Source organism: Acidovorax sp. Root70 (assembly GCF_001428225.1).
Lineage (GTDB): Bacteria > Pseudomonadota > Gammaproteobacteria > Burkholderiales > Burkholderiaceae_C > Acidovorax.
In genome coordinates this window covers 105796-123687 of sequence record NZ_LMHQ01000032.1, presented here as the reverse complement: position 1 = coordinate 123687, position 17892 = coordinate 105796, and the positions used below count along the sequence as shown (strand labels likewise).

Sequence of the window (17892 nt, the reverse complement as noted above, 5' to 3'; positions counted from 1 at the left end):
AAACCGCGATGCCTCGCGGTTCAGGGACGGTTTTCTTGAATTACGTACTCGACCGATTAGCGCGAGTACAACTCAACGATCAGCGATTCGTTGATGTCGGCGCCAAACTCATCGCGGTCCGGCACCTTCTTGAAGATGCCTTCTGCCTTCTCGGCATTCACTTCCACCCACGCAGGCATACCCACTTGGGCTGCCAGTTGCAGGGCTTCCACCACACGGTTTTGCTTCTTCGACTTTTCGCGCACAGCCACCACGTCGCCCGTCTTCACGAGGTACGAAGCGATGTTCACGGACTTGCCATTCACGGTGATCGCCTTGTGCGACACCAGCTGACGTGCTTCGGCGCGGGTGGAACCGAAACCCATGCGGTACACCACGTTGTCCAGACGCGATTCCAGCAGGAACAGCAGGTTGGCGCCGGTGTTGCCCTTCTTGCCTTCAGCGGCTTCGAAGTAACGGCGGAATTGCTTTTCCAGCACGCCGTACATGCGCTTGACCTTCTGCTTTTCACGCAGTTGCAGACCGTAGTCCGAAGTACGGGCACCGGAGGTGCGGCCGTGCTGACCAGGCTTGGAGTCGAATTTGGACTTGTCAGCGATCGAGCGGCGAGCGCTCTTCAGGAACAGGTCCGTGCCTTCACGGCGGGAGAGTTTGGCCTTGGGGCCGAGGTAACGTGCCACTTGAGCTTCCTTTGTGTCATCTACCGCAAACCATTGCGGGAGCCGCCTGAGGCGCTTGCGCGTTCACAGGCGGCGGTGGGCTTAGAGAGAGATTAGATACGACGACGCTTTTGAGGGCGGCAGCCGTTGTGAGGCACCGGGGTCACATCGGAGATCGACGTGATACGGATGCCCAGTGCGCCCAGTGCGCGCACCGACGACTCACGGCCAGGACCTGGGCCCTTGATTTCAACGTCAAGGTTCTTAATACCTTGATCGATGGCAGCGCGGCCAGCCACTTCCGAAGCCACTTGGGCTGCGAATGGAGTGGACTTGCGCGAGCCCTTGAAACCTTGGCCACCGGACGAGGCCCACGACAGGGCATTGCCCTGGCGGTCGGTGATCGTGATGATGGTGTTATTGAACGAGGCGTGCACGTGTGCAATGCCGTCCGAAACATTCTTCCGGACCTTCTTGCGGACGCGCTGAGCTGCGTTATTGGCAGGAGACTTAGCCATGATGATCTTTCAATCTTTATTTCTTCAGTGCAGCAGCACCCTTGCGCGGACCCTTGCGAGTGCGTGCATTGGTACGGGTGCGCTGACCACGCATTGGCAGACCGCGGCGATGGCGGAAGCCACGATAGCAGCCGATGTCCATCAAACGCTTGATGTTCATCGTGGTTTCGCGGCGCAGGTCACCTTCAATGGTGAACTGCTCGATTTGCTCGCGAATTTTTTCCAGGTCGCCGTCCGTCAGATCCTTGATCTTCTTGGAGTAAGCGATACCAGTTGCTTCGCAGATCTTGCGAGCGCGGGTGCGACCAATGCCAAAAATGGCGGTCAAACCGATTTCCGCGTGCTTGTGCGGCGGAATGTTAATGCCAGCGATACGTGCCATATGCGTCCTCTAATACTTTCCAATCAACCTTGGCGCTGCTTGTGACGCAGATCCGTGCAGATCACGCGCACCACACCCTTGCGGCGGATGATCTTGCAGTTGCGGCAGATTTTTTTGACCGAAGCCGAAACTCTCATTGCATTCTCCTAAAACTTTTCCATCCGTCCCGGCTGCTTCGCACGGAACACAATTTGTGCCCGCGAAAAATCGTGGGGCGCCAACTCAACCGATATCCAACTCTTCGCAGTCAGCGCTGAACGCTGCCTTTGTCGCCATCAACCGCCCGCACTGCCCTTGAAGTTCGCCTTCTTGAGCAGCGACTCGTATTGCTGAGACATCATGTAGTTCTGGACCTGGGCCATGAAGTCCATGGTCACCACCACTATGATCAGCAGCGAAGTTCCACCAAAGTAAAACGGTACGTTGTACTTCAGGATCAGAAACTCCGGCAGCAGACACACGAAGGTGATGTACACAGCACCAGCCAAGGTCAAGCGAACCAGGATCTTGTCGATGTAGCGTGCCGTTTGCTCACCTGGACGAATGCCCGGAATGAACGCGCCACTCTTCTTCAGGTTGTCTGCTGTTTCACGGCTGTTGAACACCAAGGCCGTGTAGAAGAAGCAGAAGAAGATGATCGCAGCAGCATAAAACATCACATAGATCGGCTGACCAGGGGTCAGTGCGCCGGAGATGTCCTTGAGCCAGCGCATCGATTCACCCGCGCTGAACCAGTTCACCACCGTAGCAGGCAGCAAGATGATCGACGATGCAAAGATCGGTGGAATCACACCAGCCATGTTCAGCTTCAGCGGCAAGTGCGACGATTGACCGCCATACACCTTGTTGCCGACCTGCCGCCGTGCATAGTTCACCAGAATCTTGCGCTGACCACGCTCCACGAACACCACGAAGTAGGTCACGAGACCGACCACGATGACGATAAAGATCGCTGCCAGAATGCTCATCGCACCGGTACGAACCAACTCCAGAAGACCACCAATCGAACTAGGCAATCCGGCAGCAATACCACCGAAAATCAGGATCGAGATCCCGTTGCCGAGCCCACGCTCAGTAATCTGCTCACCCAGCCACATCAGGAACATCGTGCCTGCCGTCAGGCTGACGACTGCAGTCAGTCGAAAGCCAAAACCGGGGCTCAACACGAGACCAGCTGAGCTTTCCAAGGCCACAGCGATACCCAGCGACTGAAACAGGGCCAGGCCCAAGGTTCCATAGCGCGTGTATTGCGTGATCTTCCGGCGACCAGCTTCGCCTTCCTTCTTCAACTGCTCAAACGCGGGTAGCACATAGGTCATCAGCTGCATGATGATCGATGCCGAGATGTACGGCATGATCCCCAGAGCAAACACCGTGAAGCGCGACAGCGCGCCACCCGAGAACATGTTGAACAGGTTCAGGATGCCACCCTGCTGGCCACTGAACAGCTGCTGAAGTTGGGCTGGATCGATACCAGGCACAGGAATGTGAGCCCCGATGCGGTACACGACCAGCGCCAGCAACAGAAAAACCAGACGCCGACGCAGGTCGCCGAATTTTCCGGTCTTTGCAATTTGAGCCGCGCTAGTAGCCACAGATGCCTTCCTTCAGTGCCACACTCAGGCGACGCTGCCGCCAGCAGCTTCAATCGCTGCCTTGGCACCAGCCGTAGCACCCACGCCAGACAGCTTGACTGCCTTGGTCAGTGAGCCGCTCTTGATGACCTTGACCACCTTGGCCAGCTCACCCACCAGACCTGCCTGCTTGAGTGCCAGCACGTCCACTTCGGCCAAGCCGAGTTGGTCCAGAGCCGTCAGCGTGACTTCTGCATTGAACTTGAGCAGGTGCGACTTGAAGCCGCGCTTGGGCAAGCGACGTTGCAGAGGCATTTGACCGCCTTCGAAGCCCACCTTGTGGTAGCCACCGGAGCGGGACTTTTGGCCTTTGTGACCACGGCCAGCGGTCTTGCCCAGGCCGGAGCCGATACCACGGCCTACGCGGCGCTTGGCATGCTTGGCGCCGTCAGCGGGCTTGATGCTATTGAGTTCCATGATCTATCTCTCAGACGATTTTGACCAGGTAGCTGATCTTGTTAATCATGCCGCGAACTTCGGGCGAATCCTTCAATTCGCTGACGCTGTTCAGCTTGCGCAGACCCAGGCCACGGACTGTGGCGCGGTGCGATTCCTTGGTGCCGATCGGGCTGCGCACCAGTTGAATCTTGACGGTTTGTTGCGTTGTCATATTCAGGCTCCGGTTCAGGCGAAGATGTCTTCGACTGTCTTGCCGCGCTTGGCTGCCACATTCGACGGGGTGGTCGAATTGACAAGTGCGTCAAAGGTGGCACGGACCATGTTGTAGGGATTGGACGAGCCGTGGCTCTTGGCCACAATATCGGTCACACCCAGCACTTCAAAGACTGCGCGCATTGGACCGCCAGCGATGATACCGGTACCCTTGGGAGCCGGAGCCATCATCACCACGGCCGCGCCATGATGGCCGGTCACGTTGTGATAGATGGTGCCGTTCTTCAGAGAAACCTTGACCATGTTGCGGCGGGCTTCTTCCATCGCTTTTTGCACGGCAGCAGGCACTTCCTTCGACTTGCCCTTACCCATGCCCACGCGGCCATCACCGTCGCCGACCACCGTCAGTGCGGCGAAACCGAGAATACGGCCACCCTTCACGACTTTGGTCACGCGGTTGACCGCGATCATTTTTTCGCGCAGACCGTCGTCACGACCTTCGTCTTGCACTTTGGGTTGAAATTTAGCCATTTTTTATTCCGCTCCGCTTAGAACTGCAGGCCGGCTTCACGGGCTGCGTCGGCCAGGGCCTTGACGCGACCGTGGTAGGCAAAGCCTGCGCGATCAAATGCAACCTTCTCGACACCTGCAGCCTTCGCCTTTTCAGCGATACGCTTGCCGATGATCTGGGCTGCAGCGGCATTGCCACCCTTGCCCGAGCCGCCGAGCGACTTGCGCACGTCGGCTTCTGCCGTCGAAGCGCTTGCCAGCACCTTGCTGCCGTCGCCGGAGATCACACTGGCGTAGATATGGAGGTTCGTGCGGTTCACGGTGAGACGCGCCACGCCTTGCTGTGCAATGCGGATGCGGGTCTGGCGCGAACGACGAAGACGCTGCTCTTTCTTGGTCAACATGTTGCAGCTCCTTATTTCTTCTTGGTCTCTTTGATCGTGATCTTTTCGTCCGCATAGCGGATGCCCTTGCCCTTGTAGGGCTCGGGTGGACGAACAGCACGGATCTCAGCAGCGATCTGACCGACGCGCTGACGATCGGCACCCTTGATCACCACTTCAGTAGGGGTCGGGGTGGCAACCGTGATGCCAGCAGGCATGTCGATGTTGACCGGGTGCGAATAACCTACGGCCAGGTTCAGCTTGGAACCGGCTGCAGCAGCCTTGTAACCCACACCAACCAAGCTCAGCTTCTTCTCAAAGCCCTTGCTGACACCGACCACCATGTTGTTGACCAACTGGCGAATCGTGCCGCTCATGGCATTGGCTTCGCGGGAATCATTGGCAGGCTCAAAGCTGAGCTTGCCTTCATTGCTGGACACCTTCACCAGCGCGTTTTGCGCCAGCGACAAGGTACCACCAGAACCCTTGACAGAGATCTGGTCGCTTTTCACGGACACATCCACACCTGCGGGGATGGTCACGGGCATTTTTCCTACTCGGGACATTTCAGTTTCTCCTCAATGCCGCGGGTTAGGCCACGTAGCAGAGCACTTCGCCACCAACACCGGTAGCGCGCGCCTTGCGATCGGTCATCACGCCCTTGGGCGTCGTGACAATTGCCACACCCAGACCGTTCATGACTTGTGGAATGGAATCACGGCCTTTGTAGACACGCAGACCAGGGCGGCTGACACGCTCGATGCGCTCAATCACGGGACGGCCTGCGTAATACTTCAGGGCAATTTCGAGTTCGGACTTGCCAGCTTCGGTCTTGACCTGGAAGCCGTCGATATAACCTTCGTCCTTCAGCACTTGGGCGATGGCGATCTTCACTTTGGAAGAAGGCACCAGAACCGTGGCCTTGGAGACCATCTGTGCATTACGGATGCGGGTCAGCAAGTCAGCGATGGGATCACTCATGCTCATGTTTAATCTCTCCTGCCTGCTTACCAGCTGGCCTTGGTGACACCAGGGATGTCGCCATTGAAAGCCAGTTCGCGGATCTTGGCGCGAGCCAGACCGAATTGACGGAAGGTGCCACGTGGACGACCGGTGATTTCACAACGGTTGCGCTGACGTGTGGGATTGGCGTTGCGTGGGAGCTTTTGCAGGCCCAGGCGGGCTGCATCACGCTCTTCGTCGCTACGCTTGGCATCGCCAGCGATTGCCTTCAGTTCCGCATACTTGGTTGCGTACTTGGCTGCCAGTTTTTCGCGCTTCAGTTCGCGCTGGATCAAAGCTACTTTAGCCATGCTTCGCCTCAGTTCTTGAACGGGAAACGGAAACCAGCGAGAAGCGCCTTGGCTTCTTCGTCGGACTTGGCCGTCGTGGTGATGCTGATATTGAGACCGCGCAAAGCGTCAACCTTGTCGTACTCAATTTCAGGGAAGATGATCTGTTCTTTGACGCCGATGTTGTAGTTGCCACGGCCATCGAAAGCGCGACCGGAGATACCACGGAAGTCACGAACGCGGGGCAGAGCCACGGTCACGAAACGGTCCAGGAACTCATACATCTGCACGCCACGCAGCGTGACCATGCAACCGATGGCCTGGCCTTCGCGGATCTTGAAACCGGCGATAGCCTTCTTGGCCTTGGTCACCACAGGCTTCTGACCAGCAATCTTGGTCAGGTCAGCCACGGCGTTGTCCATCACCTTCTTGTCCGAGACTGCTTCGCTCACGCCCATGTTCAGGGTGATCTTGGTCAGACGGGGAACCTGCATCGGCGAGGTGTAACCGAACTGCTTGGTCAGCTCGGGAGCGATCTTGTCGCGGTAAATTTCTTGGAGTCGTGCCATGTTTACCCCTTAGGCCGCCTTGATTTCAGCGCCGCTGGACTTGAACACGCGAACGCGCGTGCCGTCAGCCTGCACCTTGATGCCCACGCGATCCGCCTTGCCGGTGGCGGCATTGAAGATAGCGACGTTGGACTGGTGAATCGGCATGGCCTTTTCGATGATGCCGCCGGTCGTGCCCTTCATGGGGTTTGGCTTGGCGTGCTTCTTGACGAGGTTGATGCCGTCGATGACGAGGTGGGAGTCATCCTTGCGCAGCGACACAGTGCCGCGCTTACCCTTGTCACGGCCGGTCAGCACGATGACTTCGTCGCCCTTGCGAATCTTATTCATGGCGCGTCCTTAGAGAACTTCAGGAGCCAGGGACACGATCTTCATGAACTTCTCGGTACGCAGTTCACGCGTCACGGGTCCAAAGATGCGGGTGCCGATGGGCTCCAACTTTGCATTCAGCAACACTGCAGCATTGCCGTCGAATTTCACGAGCGAACCATCGCCGCGACGAATACCCTTCGCCGTGCGAACCACCACTGCGCTGTAAACCTCGCCTTTTTTGACGCGGCCACGTGGAGCGGCTTCTTTGATGCTCACCTTGATGATGTCGCCAACGCTTGCATAGCGACGCTTCGAGCCACCCAGCACCTTAATGCAAAGGACGGACTTGGCGCCGGTATTATCGGCAACCTCTAACCGAGATTCTGTCTGGATCATTTCAATATTCCCAACTTGCACCAGAAGACAACAGCCCCAGAGAACTTCTCAAGGGCTGCAGATCAGCCAGTCAGTCTTGGGCCCGTCGTCCGCACCGCAAACCATTTGCAGCACTTCCCGCTGGGCAGAAACTTCACGCTTTAAACGCGAAGCCCTCGATTATTGCAAAGGACTTTCAGGAAGTCAAGCGTGTGCTACGCAGGCACATGCAGATACTGTTGCGCCAGGGTCAGAAAGGCCGCCAGCTGCGGGTCTGCACCCAACTCCTCACGCAGAATGTCCGCAACGAGGGGGGCCAGCTCAATGGCCTTGCGGGCGTCCAGGAACAGCAGGCGCGAGCGGCGAGCCAGCACGTCTTCCACGGTGCAGGCGTATTCGTGGCGGGCAGCAAAGCGCACCATCGCTTCCGTGAGGCCTTCGCCCAGACTCCTCTCGGCGCCCGGGGTTCGCAGCACCTCAGCCGCCTCACTGCCGTACGAATGCAGACCCTGGGCATCGCTGATACGGTGCCGCACCGGCTCCCGCGGCGTTCCCACCAGGGGCAGGTGATTGGTCACGCCTGCAGGCTTTTCTGGCAGCAGTCCCGTGGTGAAGCATTTTTGCAACACATCTTCGGCCATGGCGCGGTACGTGGTCCATTTGCCACCGGTCACGGTGATCAGACCACTGCGGCTCGCCAGCACCGTGTGCTCCCGGCTGATTTTCTTGGTGTTATCGCCGTCGTCGTCCTGCGGCTTGACCAGCGGGCGCAAGCCCACCCAGATGCTGCGGATGTCCTCGACGCGGGGCGCGCGGGTCAGGTAGCGGGCGGATTCCTCCAGGATGAACCGCACTTCCTCCCGGAAGGGCTCGGGCTCACGCACTACGTCCTGGCGTGGGCTGTCGGTGGTGCCCAGAATGAGTTTGCCCAGCCAAGGCACCGCAAACAGCACGCGGCCATCGGCCGTCTTGGGCACCATCAAGGCGTGGTCAGACGGCAAGAATTCCCGGTCCACCACGATGTGCACGCCTTGGCTGGGCGCCACCATGGGCTTGACGGGCCGACCGATGGCTTCACCATCCATCTGGCGCAAGGTGTCCACCCACACGCCCGTGGCGTTGACCACCGACCGGGCGCGCACGGAGAACTGCTGGCCGCTGTCCGCGTCCTCGCAGACAAAGCCCACGACCTTGCCGGCCTCATGGACCAAAGATTTGGCTGGGCAGTAATTGACCACCAAGGCGCCCAGGCTGGCCGCCGTGCGCGCCAGCGCCAGCGCCAGGCGCGCATCGTCGAACTGGCCATCCCAGTATTTGACCCCGCCTTTGAGGCCCTCGGTCCGGGCGGTGGGCAGGCACCGCAGGGTGCTCTCGCGCCCCAGGAACTGCGTGGCGCCCAGGCCCGCCTTACCCGCCAGCGCGTCGTACATCATCAGCCCGACACCATAAAAGGGGGTTTCCCAAAAACGGTACGACGGCATTACGAAGGGCAATGGCTGCGCGAGGTGGGGCGCGTTGTGCAGCAGCGTGGTGCGCTCATGCAGCGCCTCGCGCACCAGGGCGATGTTGCCCTGCGCCAGATAACGGACTCCGCCATGCACCAGCTTCGTGGCGCGGGACGACGTCCCTTTGGCGAAATCGTGGGAATCCACCAGGACCACGCTGAAGCCGCGCGCCGCAGCATCCAGCGCCACCCCCAGGCCCGTCGCGCCCCCGCCGATCACGGCGAGGTCATAGTGGTGCGGCTGGGCAAGGCGGGCCAGGAGGTCGGCGCGCCGTGTGGGGAGGGGAGCGGTGGCAATGGTCATGGGGTGATTGTCCATGGGCGGAGCAAAAACCAAGGGTTTACCCTTGAATTCCTGACACTCCCGGGGTGAGAACCCGCCCCAAGCCCAATGGAGGCCGGGGCGGTATGGAGCAAAAAAGGCAGCCAGAGACCTTGTGAGCCCTGGCTGCCGATCAATGGTGGTTACATGAACCCCTTGATCTGTGGATCAGCGCGTCTTGCCGTCCTTCCACGCTTGCAGGAGCGTGCCGTAGGCAATCGTCTGGCCCTTTGGCTTCTCATTGGCCAGCTTGGCCCAAGGCGCCTGCTTGTCGCTCAGCCACTTCGCGGGGTCGCTCTTGGGGTTCAGCTTGGGTGCGCAATGCGCCATGCCAGCCCGTTCCAGACGGGCCATCACCTGGTCCATCTCGTCGGCCAGCGTGTCCATGGCGCCCTGGGGGGTCTTTTCACCCGTCACAGCCTGGGCTACGTTCTTCCACCAGAGCTGCGCCAGCTTGGGGTAGTCGGGCACGTTGGTACCGGTGGGCGACCATGCCACGCGGGCAGGGCTGCGGTAGAACTCCACCAGTCCGCCGAGCTTGGGTGCGGCATCGGTCATGGCCTTGGACTGGATGTCGCTCTCGCGGATCGGGGTCAGGCCTGTCAGCGTCTTCTTGAGCGACGTGGTCTTGGCGGTCACAAACTGGGCGTACAGCCAGGCGGCAGCCGTTTTGTTGGCATCATGGTCCTTGAAGAAAGTCCACGAACCCACGTCCTGGTAGCCGTTCTGCATGCCCTGCTTCCAGTACGGGCCGTTGGGGCCAGGGGCCATGCGCCACTTGGGCGTGCCGTCGGCGTTCATCACAGGCAGGCCAGGCTTGGTCATGTCGGCCGTGAACGCGGTGTACCAGAAGATCTGCTGCGCGATCTGGCCCTGGGCGGGCACGGGGCCGGCTTCGCCGAAGGTCATGCCCGTGGCTTCCTTGGGCGCGTACTTCTTCATCCAGTCCACGTACTTGGTGAGGGCGTAGACGGCGGCGGGCGAGTTGGTCGCACCGCCACGGGCCACGCTGGCACCTACCGGTGTGCACTTGTCGTCAGCCACACGGATGCCCCACTCGTCGATCGGCAGGCCGTTGGGGGCGCCAATGTCGGCAGCACCTGCCATGGACAGCCAGGCGTCGGTGAAACGCCAGCCCAGCGACGGGTCCTTCTTGCCGTAGTCCATGTGGCCATAGATCGGCTTGCCGTCGATGTTCTTCACGTCGTTGGTGAAGAACTCGGCGATGTCCTCGTAGGCGCTCCAGTTCAGCGGCACGCCCAGGTCGTAGCCGTACTTGGCTTTGAACTTGTCCTTGATATCCTTGCGGTCGAACAGATCGGCGCGGAACCAGTACAGGTTGGCGAACTGCTGGTCGGGCAACTGGTACAGCTTGCCATCGGGCGCGGTCGTGAACTTGGTGCCGATGTAGTCCTTGATGTCGATGCCGGGGTTGGTCCACTCCTTGCCCGCGCCGCCCATGTAGTCGGTCAGGTTCATGATCTTGCCGTAACGGTAGTGCGTACCGATCAGGTCAGAGTCCGAGATCCAGCCGTCATAGATCGACTTGCCCGACTGCATGGAGGTCTGCAGCTTCTCGACCACATCACCTTCCTGGATCAGGTCGTGCTTGACCTTGATGCCCGTGATTTCTTCGAACGCCTTGGCGAGCGTCTTGGACTCATATTCGTGGGTGGTGATGGTTTCCGACACCACCGAGATCTCCTTCACACCCTTGGCCTGCAGTTTCTTGGCCGCGTCCATGAACCACTTCATCTCGGCCATCTGCTGGTCTTTGCTCAGCGTGGAGGGCTGAAACTCGCTGTCGATCCATTTCTTGGCCTCCGCCTCGCCCGCCATGGCGGCCTGACCCGTCATGACCGCCACTGCCAGTGCCAGCGCTGTGTACCGCGTCTTCATAGTGCCTGTCTCCTCATAGTCATCTCCCCTTTGGATACAAGGGTCGCGCAGCTCCGGGGAAGGGTTGAGCCGCACGACGGGAACCATTGAAATCAAAGCTGCCCGGAGGCATCTCACCCTTTGCGCAGGATGAACACCAGCAGCGCCATCGACAGCACAAAGCTGATCCAGATCGACGGATCGCCTTGCAGGCTGAACCACTGGGCCAGCTTGCCGCTGATGCCCACAAAAATCAGATTCACATAAGCCGCTGACAACAGGCCGATAAACAGCCGGTCGCCGCGCGTGGTCTCCAGCGGCAAAAAGCCCCTGCGCATCACTGTGGGGGACTTGATCTCCCACACCGTCATGCCAATCAGCATCAGCACGATGCAAACGAAGAACACCGCCACAGGCAGCGTCCAGGCCATCCAGTCAAACATGTCGCTGCCTCCTCAAACACGCCCCATCGCAAAGCCTTTTGCGATGTAGTGGCGAACAAACCAGATCACGATGGCACCCGGCACGATGGTCAGCACCCCAGCAGCCGCGAGCGTGGCCCAGTCCATGCCCGAGGCGCTGACGGTGCGTGTCATCGTGGCCACGATGGGCTTGGCATTCACGCTGGTCAGCGTGCGCGCCAGCAGTAGCTCCACCCAGCTGAACATGAAGCAGAAGAACGCCGCCACACCCACGCCCGCCTTGATGAGCGGCAGGAAGATGGTCATGAAAAAGCGCGAAAAGCTGTAGCCGTCGATGTAGGCCGTCTCGTCAATTTCACGAGGGATGCCGCTCATGAAACCTTCGAGAATCCACACCGCCAGCGGCACGTTGAACAAGAGGTGCGCCAGCGCTACGGCGATGTGCGTGTCCATCAGCCCCACGGTCGTGTACAGCTGGAAGAACGGCAGCAAAAACACGGCCGGCGGCGTCATGCGGTTGGTCAGCAGCCAGAAGAACACATGCTTGTCGCCCAGGAACTGGTAGCGGCTGAACGCATAAGCCGCAGGCAGCGCCACGGTGAGCGAGATCACCGTGTTGATGCCCACGTAGATCAGGCTGTTGATGTAGCCCGAATACCAGGACTCGTCCGTGAAGATGGTCTTGTAGTTATCCCAGGTGAAATGCTGGGGGAAGAACGAGAACGTCGACAGGATCTCCGCGTTCGTCTTGAAGCTCATGTTGACCATCCAGTAGATGGGCAGCACGGCGAAGATGAGGTAGACGACAAGGAAGATCGACCGCTTCTGGAAGCGCTTTTCATTCATGGCCGGCCCCTTCGTTGCTGGCGGTGCCCACGCGCTGCATCCAGTTGTAGAGGATGAAGCACAGCAGCAGGATGATGAAGAAATAGATCAGCGAGAACGCTGCGGCAGGGCCCAGATCAAACTGGCCCACGGCCTTGGTCGTGAGGTACTGGCTCAGGAAGGTGGTGGCATTGCCTGGCCCGCCGCCCGTGAGCACAAAGGGCTCGGTGTAGATCATGAAACTGTCCATGAAGCGCAGCAGCACGGCAATCATCAGCACGCCGCGCATCTTGGGCAGCTGGATGTAGCGGAACACCGCGAACTTGCTGGCGCCGTCAATGCGCGCGGCCTGGTAGTACGCGTCCGGGATGGAGCGCAGCCCGGCAAACGCCAGCAGCGCGACCAGCGGCGTCCAGTGCCACACATCCATCAGCAGCACCGTGAGCCAGGCCTGCGTGGCGTTGCCGGTGTAGCTGTATTCGATGCCCATCTGCTGCAGCAGCCGGCCCATGAGGCCGATGTCGGCACGGCCATAGATCTGCCAGATGGTGCCCACCACGTTCCACGGAATCAGCAGCGACAGCGCCACCACCACCAGCACGGCGGACGACTTCCAGCCCTGCGCGGGCATGGAGAGCGCGAGCAGGATGCCCAGCGGAATCTCCACCGCCAGCACGGCCAGCGAGAAGGTGAGCTGGCGCAGCAGCGCGGCGTGCAGCTCCTCGTCGCGCATCACCTGCACGAACCACTCGGTGCCCACGAACACGCGGCGCTCGGGGCTGATGATGTCCTGCACCGAGTAGTTCACCACCGTCATCAGCGGCAGGATGGCCGAGAAGGCCACACACAGAATCACGGGCAGGATCAGGAACCAGGCTTTCTGGTTGACGGGCTTGGTCGTTGTGCTCATCCCAGGAGCTCCTCATTTTGGTAGAAGCAGGTGTGCTCACCCAGCACCTGCAGCCAGGCCGTGTCACCGGCCGATGGCAGTCGCGTCTCGGGCGTGAAACGCGCCTTGACGGTGTGCTCACCCACCTTGGCGGTCAGCATCTGATAGGTGCCAATGTCCTGCACCTGCACCACCGTGCCGGGCAGTGCACCTGCCTGTTGCGGCTGGGCCAGCGCCAGGTATTCGGGGCGGATGCCGACCTGCAGGGCGCCAGCGGGCAGCGTGCGGCCCACGGGGCTGGCCAGGCGGTTGCCGGCCACGGTGAGGCTGCCGCCCTCGCTGTGCGCTGGCAAGAAGTTCATGCCCGGCGAACCAATGAAGTGGCCCACGAAGGTGTGTGCGGGCCGCTCGAACAAGGCGTCGGCCGAGCCTACCTGCACGGCCTTGCCGCGCGTCATCACCACCACCTGGTCGGCAAAGGTCAGTGCCTCCACCTGGTCGTGCGTGACGTAGATCAGCGTGAGCTTGAGTTCGTGGTGAATCTGCTTGAGTTTGCGCCGCAACTGCCACTTGAGATGGGGGTCGATCACCGTGAGCGGCTCGTCGAACAGTACGGCGGCCACATCGGCGCGCACCAAGCCACGGCCAAGCGAGATCTTCTGCTTGGCATCGGCCGCCAGGCCTGCGGCGCGCTGGTTGAGCTGCCCACTCATCTCCAGCATCTCGGCAATCACACCCACGCGCTGCTTGATCTGGTCCTCAGGCACCTTGCGGTTACGCAACGGGAAGGCCAGGTTCTCGGCCACCGTCATGGTGTCGTAGATCACGGGGAACTGGAACACCTGGGCGATGTTGCGCTCCTGCGGGCTGGCGCGCGTCACGTCGCGGCCGTCAAACAGCACCTTGCCATGCGAGGGCACGAGCAGCCCCGACATGATGTTGAGCATGGTGGTCTTGCCACAGCCCGAAGGGCCGAGCAGCGCATACGCGCCGCCGTCCTCGAACTCCATCTTGAGCGGCAGCAGCGCGTAGTCGCTGTCCTGCTGCGGGTTGGGCTTGTACGAATGCGCCAAGTCCAGGCTGATGCGGGCCATGTCAGCGCCCTCCTTGTGCGGTAGCAGGCCGGGCGGGCGCCCAGGCCAGTCGGCCGTCGGCACCAAACACGTAGGCCTGGGCGGGGTCCAGGTGCAGCGTGATGGGCGTGCCCAGTTCAAAGTAATGCACGCCGGTCAGCTGCGCCACCAGGTCACCCCAGGGCGTGGCCGCGTGCACAAAGGTGTCGGAGCCCGAAATCTCGGCCAGCTCCACCACCCCTGCCACACTGACGTCGCCCGGGCGGGCCGCCACGCGCAGCGCACTGGCGCGCACGCCCACCGTGAGGCCGGCAGCTGCCGCCACGCCTTGTGGGAGCGGCACGCTCAGCTCCAAGCCGCCCTGCAGGCGCACACCGGCAGGCGTGGCCGAGGCGGCAATCAGGTTCATCGGCGGGTCGCTGAAAGCGCGCGCCACGCGCAGCGAATTGGGCGCATGGAACACCTCGGCCGTGGGGCCGTACTGCAGCAGCTGGCCTTCGTCCAGCACCGCCGTGTAGCCGCCCAGCAGCAGGGCCTCGCCCGGCTCGGTGGTGGCGTAGACCACGGTGGACTGGCCGGCGGCAAACAGCTGGGTCAGCTCCTCGCGCAGTTCTTCGCGCAGCTTGTAGTCCAGGTTGACCAGGGGCTCGTCCAGCAGCATCAGGGGCGCGCCCTTGGCCAGGGCACGGGCCAGCGCCACGCGCTGCTGCTGGCCGCCCGACAGCTCGGCCGGGTAGCGGTCCAGGAACATGTCGATGTGCAGGCGGCTGGCAATTTCACGCATGCGGGCGTCGATGTTCTTTTCGCCGCGCAGCTTCAGGGGCGACGCGATGTTGGCCGCCACCTTCATCGAGGGGTAATTGATGAACTGCTGGTACACCATGGCCACATTGCGGTCGCGCACCGGGGTGCCCGTCACGTCCTTGCCATCCACCAACACACGCCCGTGGGTGGGCACATCCAACCCCGCCATGATGCGCATCAGGCTGGTCTTGCCCGCCTGGGTCGCCCCCAGCAGCACCGTCACGGCATTGGGCTGCAGCGACAGGTTCATGTCGTACAGCCAGGTCTGCGCCCCGACTTTTTTGCTGATGCTGTCCAACGCCAGCTGCATGAAGCATCCTCTTCCGGCCCTGCGGCCTGTGTGAAAGGGCTGCACACACGCACGGCAGCCCTCAAATTTCGATCTTTTTCATTTTTGTTCCTTTTTGTTCGAATCGAATCAAGGTTTACCCTTAATCAATTCGTTTTTGTTCGATTTACAGTCTTTGGCGTGTCACCGGGCACCAAAGCGAATGTTTCATATTCGTTACGATTCGGTGACAAACCACTGCGCACCACACCCCACCGTGAACACCAATCCCCGCCAACTCCAACTCCTCGAAGAAGTGCGCGCGCGCAAGTCCGCCACGGTGGAACAACTTGCCGACACCCTGGGGGTCACGCTGCAGACGGTGCGCCGCGACGTGCAGCGCCTCGCGGAGTCGGGACTGCTCACGCGCTTTCATGGCGGCGTGCGCGTGCCCAGCTCCACGGTGGAGAACCTGGCGCACACCCAGCGCGAAAACCTGCATGCCGAAGGCAAAGCGCGCATTGCGCGCGCCGTGGCCGAACAGGTGCCCAACGACTGCTCGCTGATCCTGAACATCGGCACCACCACCGAGGCCATTGCCAAGGCGCTGCTGCACCACCGGGGCCTGCGCGTGATCACCAACAACCTGAATGTGGCCGCCATCCTGAGCGGCAACCCCGAATGCGAGGTCATCGTGGCCGGCGGCGTGGTGCGCGCGCGCGACCGGGGCATCGTGGGCGAAGCGGCGGTGGACTTCATCCGCCAGTTCAAGGTGGACATTGCGCTCATCGGCATTTCGGGCATCGAGCCGGACGGGTCGCTGCGCGACTTTGACTACCGCGAGGTGAAGGTGGCGCAAACCATCATCGAGCACGCGCGCGAGGTCTGGCTGGCGGCCGACTTCAGCAAGTTCAACCGCCCGGCCATGGTGCAACTGGCCACTCTGGCGCAGATCGACCGCCTGTTTACCGATGCACCGCCGCCTGAGCCGTTTCCTGCCCTATTGCAAGACGCCGAAGTCCTCTGCACAGTCGCCGCCTGAATTCCTGAATCTTCCTCACCATGACCTACTTGCTCGCCCTCGACCAAGGCACCTCCAGCTCCCGCAGCATCGTTTTTGACGAAGGCGGCCACATCGTGGCGCAGGCGCAGCTGGAGCTGCCTCAGATCTACCCCCAGCCCGGCTGGGTGGAGCACGACCCGCTGGAGATCTGGCGCACCCAGCTCGCCACCGCGCGCGATGCGCTGGCCAAAGCGGGCATTGCGGCCAGCGACATCCGTGCCGTCGGCATCACCAACCAGCGCGAAACCACGGTGCTGTGGAACCGCAAAACCGGCCAGCCCGTGCACCACGCCATCGTGTGGCAGGACCGGCGCGCCGAACCCGCCTGCGCCCAGCTGCGCGAGCAAGGCCATGCCGCCACCATCCAGGCCAAGACCGGCCTGCTGGTGGATGCGTACTTCTCCGGCACGAAGCTGCAGTGGATGCTGGACCACGTGCCCGGCGCCCGCGACGCGGCCGAGCGCGGTGAGCTGGCCTTTGGCACGGTGGACAGCTGGCTGATGTGGAAGCTGACCCACGGCAAGGTGCACGTGACGGATGTGAGCAATGCATCACGCACCATGCTGTTCAATGTGCACACCAACCAGTGGGACGACGAGCTGCTGGCGCTGCTGCGCATCCCGAAGGCGCTGATGCCCGAGGTGTTGCCGTCCAGCGCCCACTTTGGCGACATCGCCGCCGACCTGCTGGGCCACGCCATCCGCATCGACGGCGTGGCGGGCGACCAGCAAAGCGCGCTGTTCGGCCAGGCCTGCTTCACGGCGGGCATGGCCAAGAACACCTATGGCACAGGCTGCTTCATGCTCATGCACACGGGCGGCACGTTCCAAACCTCGCAGAACGGCCTGCTCACCACCAGCGCAGCGCAGGCGACGGCGCAACCTGAATTTGCGATGGAAGGCAGTGTCTTTGTGGGCGGCGCGGTGGTGCAGTGGCTGCGCGATGGCCTGCGCGCCATCTCCACCAGCAACGAGGTCGAGTCGCTGGCCCAAAGCGTGCCCGATTCGGGCGGCGTGATGATGGTGCCCGCCTTCACCGGCCTGGGCGCCCCGTACTGGAAGCCCGACGCACGCGGCACCATCACCGGACTCACACGCGGCACCACGCTGGGCCACATTGCGCGCGCGGCGCTCGAAAGCATTGCCTACCAGAGCGCCGCCCTGCTGCTGGCCATGAGCCGCGACGCCGTGGCTGCCGGTGGCGCCCCGGTGAGCGAGCTGCGCGTGGACGGCGGCGCGTGCATCAACGACTTGCTGATGCAGTTCCAGGCCGACCTGCTGGGCATTCCGGTGGTGCGGCCCGCGGTCATCGAGACCACCGCTTTGGGCGCCGCCTACCTGGCCGGGCTGTCGAGCGGCGTGTACCGCAGCACGGATGAACTCTCGCACCTGTGGCGCGTCGACCGGCGTTTTGTGCCCACGCTGAGCAACAGCCGCGCGCAGGAGCTGATGGCGAACTGGGAACACGCCGTGCGCCAAACTGTTGCAGAGTAGCCCCCCTGAGTCGCCTTCGGCGCCTTCCCCCCGCTCTCGCATCGCTGCGCGTTGCGGGCGGGGGACGCTCCCAGCGCGGCGGGGCGGCCCTTGCGCGGGAGCACT

Annotated in this window: 24 protein-coding genes; 2 read left to right on the top strand and 22 right to left on the bottom strand. The window is 61.6% G+C overall.

Annotated elements, in window-relative coordinates; all coding sequences use genetic code 11:
* Nucleotides 1-56: 56 nt before the first annotated feature.
* The 22 genes from rpsD to ASD94_RS22105 form a co-directional block, all read right to left on the bottom strand.
* Nucleotides 57-680, bottom strand: coding sequence for a 30S ribosomal protein S4 (gene rpsD, locus ASD94_RS22210; protein ID WP_008906515.1), 624 nt, complete (start codon nucleotides 678-680; stop codon nucleotides 57-59).
* A 92-nt stretch (nucleotides 681-772) separates the two neighbouring features.
* Nucleotides 773-1177: a 30S ribosomal protein S11 gene (gene rpsK, locus ASD94_RS22205; RefSeq protein WP_005793662.1), complete on the bottom strand. Its 405-nt coding sequence runs from the start codon at nucleotides 1175-1177 to the stop codon at nucleotides 773-775.
* Nucleotides 1178-1193: 16 nt separating this feature from the next.
* Nucleotides 1194-1559: a 30S ribosomal protein S13 gene (gene rpsM / locus ASD94_RS22200; RefSeq protein ID WP_008906516.1), complete on the bottom strand. Its 366-nt coding sequence runs from the start codon at nucleotides 1557-1559 to the stop codon at nucleotides 1194-1196.
* A 23-nt stretch (nucleotides 1560-1582) separates the two neighbouring features.
* The gene (rpmJ, locus tag ASD94_RS22195) at nucleotides 1583-1696 is read right to left on the bottom strand and encodes a 50S ribosomal protein L36 (protein ID WP_005793651.1); all 114 of its coding nucleotides are present in this window, start codon (nucleotides 1694-1696) and stop codon (nucleotides 1583-1585) included.
* Between the two features lie 138 nt (nucleotides 1697-1834).
* The gene (gene secY, locus ASD94_RS22190) at nucleotides 1835-3154 is read right to left on the bottom strand and encodes a preprotein translocase subunit SecY (RefSeq protein ID WP_056065391.1); all 1320 of its coding nucleotides are present in this window, start codon (nucleotides 3152-3154) and stop codon (nucleotides 1835-1837) included.
* A gap of 24 nt (nucleotides 3155-3178) precedes the next feature.
* A complete protein-coding gene (gene rplO, locus ASD94_RS22185) occupies nucleotides 3179-3610 on the bottom strand; it encodes a 50S ribosomal protein L15 (RefSeq protein WP_015016013.1) in 432 nt (143 codons plus the stop codon).
* A 10-nt stretch (nucleotides 3611-3620) separates the two neighbouring features.
* Nucleotides 3621-3803, bottom strand: a complete 183-nt coding sequence (gene rpmD, locus ASD94_RS22180) for a 50S ribosomal protein L30 (RefSeq protein WP_005793644.1) — start codon at nucleotides 3801-3803, stop codon at nucleotides 3621-3623.
* Nucleotides 3804-3817: 14 nt separating this feature from the next.
* A complete protein-coding gene (rpsE, locus tag ASD94_RS22175) occupies nucleotides 3818-4336 on the bottom strand; it encodes a 30S ribosomal protein S5 (RefSeq protein WP_015016014.1) in 519 nt (172 codons plus the stop codon).
* 17 nt (nucleotides 4337-4353) lie between these two features.
* Nucleotides 4354-4719, bottom strand: a complete 366-nt coding sequence (gene rplR, locus ASD94_RS22170) for a 50S ribosomal protein L18 (RefSeq protein WP_005793639.1) — start codon at nucleotides 4717-4719, stop codon at nucleotides 4354-4356.
* An 11-nt stretch (nucleotides 4720-4730) separates the two neighbouring features.
* Entirely contained in the window at nucleotides 4731-5264 is a 534-nt protein-coding gene (rplF, locus tag ASD94_RS22165) for a 50S ribosomal protein L6 (RefSeq protein ID WP_056647962.1), read from the bottom strand.
* Between the two features lie 25 nt (nucleotides 5265-5289).
* The gene (gene rpsH / locus ASD94_RS22160) at nucleotides 5290-5685 is read right to left on the bottom strand and encodes a 30S ribosomal protein S8 (RefSeq protein ID WP_005793636.1); all 396 of its coding nucleotides are present in this window, start codon (nucleotides 5683-5685) and stop codon (nucleotides 5290-5292) included.
* A 20-nt stretch (nucleotides 5686-5705) separates the two neighbouring features.
* On the bottom strand, nucleotides 5706-6011 hold the full coding sequence (gene rpsN / locus ASD94_RS22155; RefSeq protein WP_015016017.1) for a 30S ribosomal protein S14: 306 nt from the start codon (nucleotides 6009-6011) through the stop codon (nucleotides 5706-5708).
* Nucleotides 6012-6019: 8 nt separating this feature from the next.
* Entirely contained in the window at nucleotides 6020-6559 is a 540-nt protein-coding gene (gene rplE / locus ASD94_RS22150; RefSeq protein WP_005793632.1) for a 50S ribosomal protein L5, read from the bottom strand.
* Between the two features lie 9 nt (nucleotides 6560-6568).
* Nucleotides 6569-6889 (bottom strand): 50S ribosomal protein L24, encoded by a 321-nt coding sequence (gene rplX / locus ASD94_RS22145; RefSeq protein WP_008906524.1) that lies wholly within the window; start codon nucleotides 6887-6889, stop codon nucleotides 6569-6571.
* A gap of 9 nt (nucleotides 6890-6898) precedes the next feature.
* Nucleotides 6899-7267, bottom strand: a complete 369-nt coding sequence (gene rplN, locus ASD94_RS22140) for a 50S ribosomal protein L14 (protein ID WP_007861702.1) — start codon at nucleotides 7265-7267, stop codon at nucleotides 6899-6901.
* A gap of 194 nt (nucleotides 7268-7461) precedes the next feature.
* A complete protein-coding gene (locus ASD94_RS22135) occupies nucleotides 7462-9054 on the bottom strand; it encodes a glycerol-3-phosphate dehydrogenase/oxidase (RefSeq protein ID WP_056648356.1) in 1593 nt (530 codons plus the stop codon).
* A gap of 186 nt (nucleotides 9055-9240) precedes the next feature.
* Nucleotides 9241-10971 (bottom strand): ABC transporter substrate-binding protein, encoded by a 1731-nt coding sequence (locus ASD94_RS22130; RefSeq protein WP_056647959.1) that lies wholly within the window; start codon nucleotides 10969-10971, stop codon nucleotides 9241-9243.
* 113 nt (nucleotides 10972-11084) lie between these two features.
* Nucleotides 11085-11393 (bottom strand): DUF2160 domain-containing protein, encoded by a 309-nt coding sequence (locus ASD94_RS22125; RefSeq protein ID WP_056647956.1) that lies wholly within the window; start codon nucleotides 11391-11393, stop codon nucleotides 11085-11087.
* Between the two features lie 12 nt (nucleotides 11394-11405).
* On the bottom strand, nucleotides 11406-12218 hold the full coding sequence (locus ASD94_RS22120) for a carbohydrate ABC transporter permease (RefSeq protein ID WP_056647953.1): 813 nt from the start codon (nucleotides 12216-12218) through the stop codon (nucleotides 11406-11408).
* Nucleotides 12211-13107, bottom strand: a complete 897-nt coding sequence (locus tag ASD94_RS22115) for a carbohydrate ABC transporter permease (RefSeq protein WP_056647951.1) — start codon at nucleotides 13105-13107, stop codon at nucleotides 12211-12213. Before ASD94_RS22115 ends, ASD94_RS22120 begins: the two co-directional genes overlap by 8 nt.
* On the bottom strand, nucleotides 13104-14180 hold the full coding sequence (locus tag ASD94_RS22110) for an ABC transporter ATP-binding protein (RefSeq protein ID WP_056647948.1): 1077 nt from the start codon (nucleotides 14178-14180) through the stop codon (nucleotides 13104-13106). The genes ASD94_RS22115 and ASD94_RS22110 overlap by 4 nt, the downstream gene beginning before the upstream one ends.
* Before the next feature lies 1 nt (nucleotide 14181).
* Complete coding sequence (locus ASD94_RS22105; RefSeq protein WP_056647945.1) at nucleotides 14182-15273, bottom strand: ABC transporter ATP-binding protein; 1092 nt, start codon at nucleotides 15271-15273, stop codon at nucleotides 14182-14184.
* A gap of 235 nt (nucleotides 15274-15508) precedes the next feature.
* On the opposite strand from ASD94_RS22105, the gene ASD94_RS22100 reads away from it, so the two are divergent.
* Both ASD94_RS22100 and glpK read left to right on the top strand, forming a co-directional pair.
* On the top strand, nucleotides 15509-16273 hold the full coding sequence (locus ASD94_RS22100) for a DeoR/GlpR family DNA-binding transcription regulator (protein WP_056648352.1): 765 nt from the start codon (nucleotides 15509-15511) through the stop codon (nucleotides 16271-16273).
* A gap of 20 nt (nucleotides 16274-16293) precedes the next feature.
* On the top strand, nucleotides 16294-17787 hold the full coding sequence (gene glpK, locus ASD94_RS22095; RefSeq protein ID WP_056647943.1) for a glycerol kinase GlpK: 1494 nt from the start codon (nucleotides 16294-16296) through the stop codon (nucleotides 17785-17787).
* The last annotated feature ends 105 nt before the right edge of the window (nucleotides 17788-17892 follow it).

Bases quoted from the DNA above. Each gene is read 5' to 3' on its own strand.
- rplO (WP_015016013.1), bottom strand. From the start codon at position 3,610: ATGGAACTCAATAGCATCAAGCCCGCTGACGGCGCCAAGCATGCCAAG.
- ASD94_RS22130 (WP_056647959.1), bottom strand. From the start codon at position 10,971: ATGAAGACGCGGTACACAGCGCTGGCACTGGCAGTGGCGGTCATGACG.
- ASD94_RS22125 (WP_056647956.1), bottom strand. From the start codon at position 11,393: ATGTTTGACTGGATGGCCTGGACGCTGCCTGTGGCGGTGTTCTTCGTT.
- glpK (WP_056647943.1), top strand. From the start codon at position 16,294: ATGACCTACTTGCTCGCCCTCGACCAAGGCACCTCCAGCTCCCGCAGC.
- rpsN (WP_015016017.1), bottom strand. From the start codon at position 6,011: ATGGCTAAAGTAGCTTTGATCCAGCGCGAACTGAAGCGCGAAAAACTG.
- rplR (WP_005793639.1), bottom strand. From the start codon at position 4,719: ATGTTGACCAAGAAAGAGCAGCGTCTTCGTCGTTCGCGCCAGACCCGC.
- rpsM (WP_008906516.1), bottom strand. From the start codon at position 1,559: ATGGCACGTATCGCTGGCATTAACATTCCGCCGCACAAGCACGCGGAA.
- rplN (WP_007861702.1), bottom strand. From the start codon at position 7,267: ATGATCCAGACAGAATCTCGGTTAGAGGTTGCCGATAATACCGGCGCC.
- ASD94_RS22115 (WP_056647951.1), bottom strand. From the start codon at position 13,107: ATGAGCACAACGACCAAGCCCGTCAACCAGAAAGCCTGGTTCCTGATC.
- rplE (WP_005793632.1), bottom strand. From the start codon at position 6,559: ATGGCACGACTCCAAGAAATTTACCGCGACAAGATCGCTCCCGAGCTG.
- ASD94_RS22105 (WP_056647945.1), bottom strand. From the start codon at position 15,273: ATGCAGCTGGCGTTGGACAGCATCAGCAAAAAAGTCGGGGCGCAGACC.
- rpsH (WP_005793636.1), bottom strand. From the start codon at position 5,685: ATGAGCATGAGTGATCCCATCGCTGACTTGCTGACCCGCATCCGTAAT.
- rpsK (WP_005793662.1), bottom strand. From the start codon at position 1,177: ATGGCTAAGTCTCCTGCCAATAACGCAGCTCAGCGCGTCCGCAAGAAG.
- rplX (WP_008906524.1), bottom strand. From the start codon at position 6,889: ATGAATAAGATTCGCAAGGGCGACGAAGTCATCGTGCTGACCGGCCGT.
- rpmJ (WP_005793651.1), bottom strand. From the start codon at position 1,696: ATGAGAGTTTCGGCTTCGGTCAAAAAAATCTGCCGCAACTGCAAGATC.
- ASD94_RS22110 (WP_056647948.1), bottom strand. From the start codon at position 14,180: ATGGCCCGCATCAGCCTGGACTTGGCGCATTCGTACAAGCCCAACCCG.
- ASD94_RS22120 (WP_056647953.1), bottom strand. From the start codon at position 12,218: ATGAATGAAAAGCGCTTCCAGAAGCGGTCGATCTTCCTTGTCGTCTAC.
- rpsE (WP_015016014.1), bottom strand. From the start codon at position 4,336: ATGGCTAAATTTCAACCCAAAGTGCAAGACGAAGGTCGTGACGACGGT.
- ASD94_RS22135 (WP_056648356.1), bottom strand. From the start codon at position 9,054: ATGACCATTGCCACCGCTCCCCTCCCCACACGGCGCGCCGACCTCCTG.
- rplF (WP_056647962.1), bottom strand. From the start codon at position 5,264: ATGTCCCGAGTAGGAAAAATGCCCGTGACCATCCCCGCAGGTGTGGAT.
- rpmD (WP_005793644.1), bottom strand. From the start codon at position 3,803: ATGACAACGCAACAAACCGTCAAGATTCAACTGGTGCGCAGCCCGATC.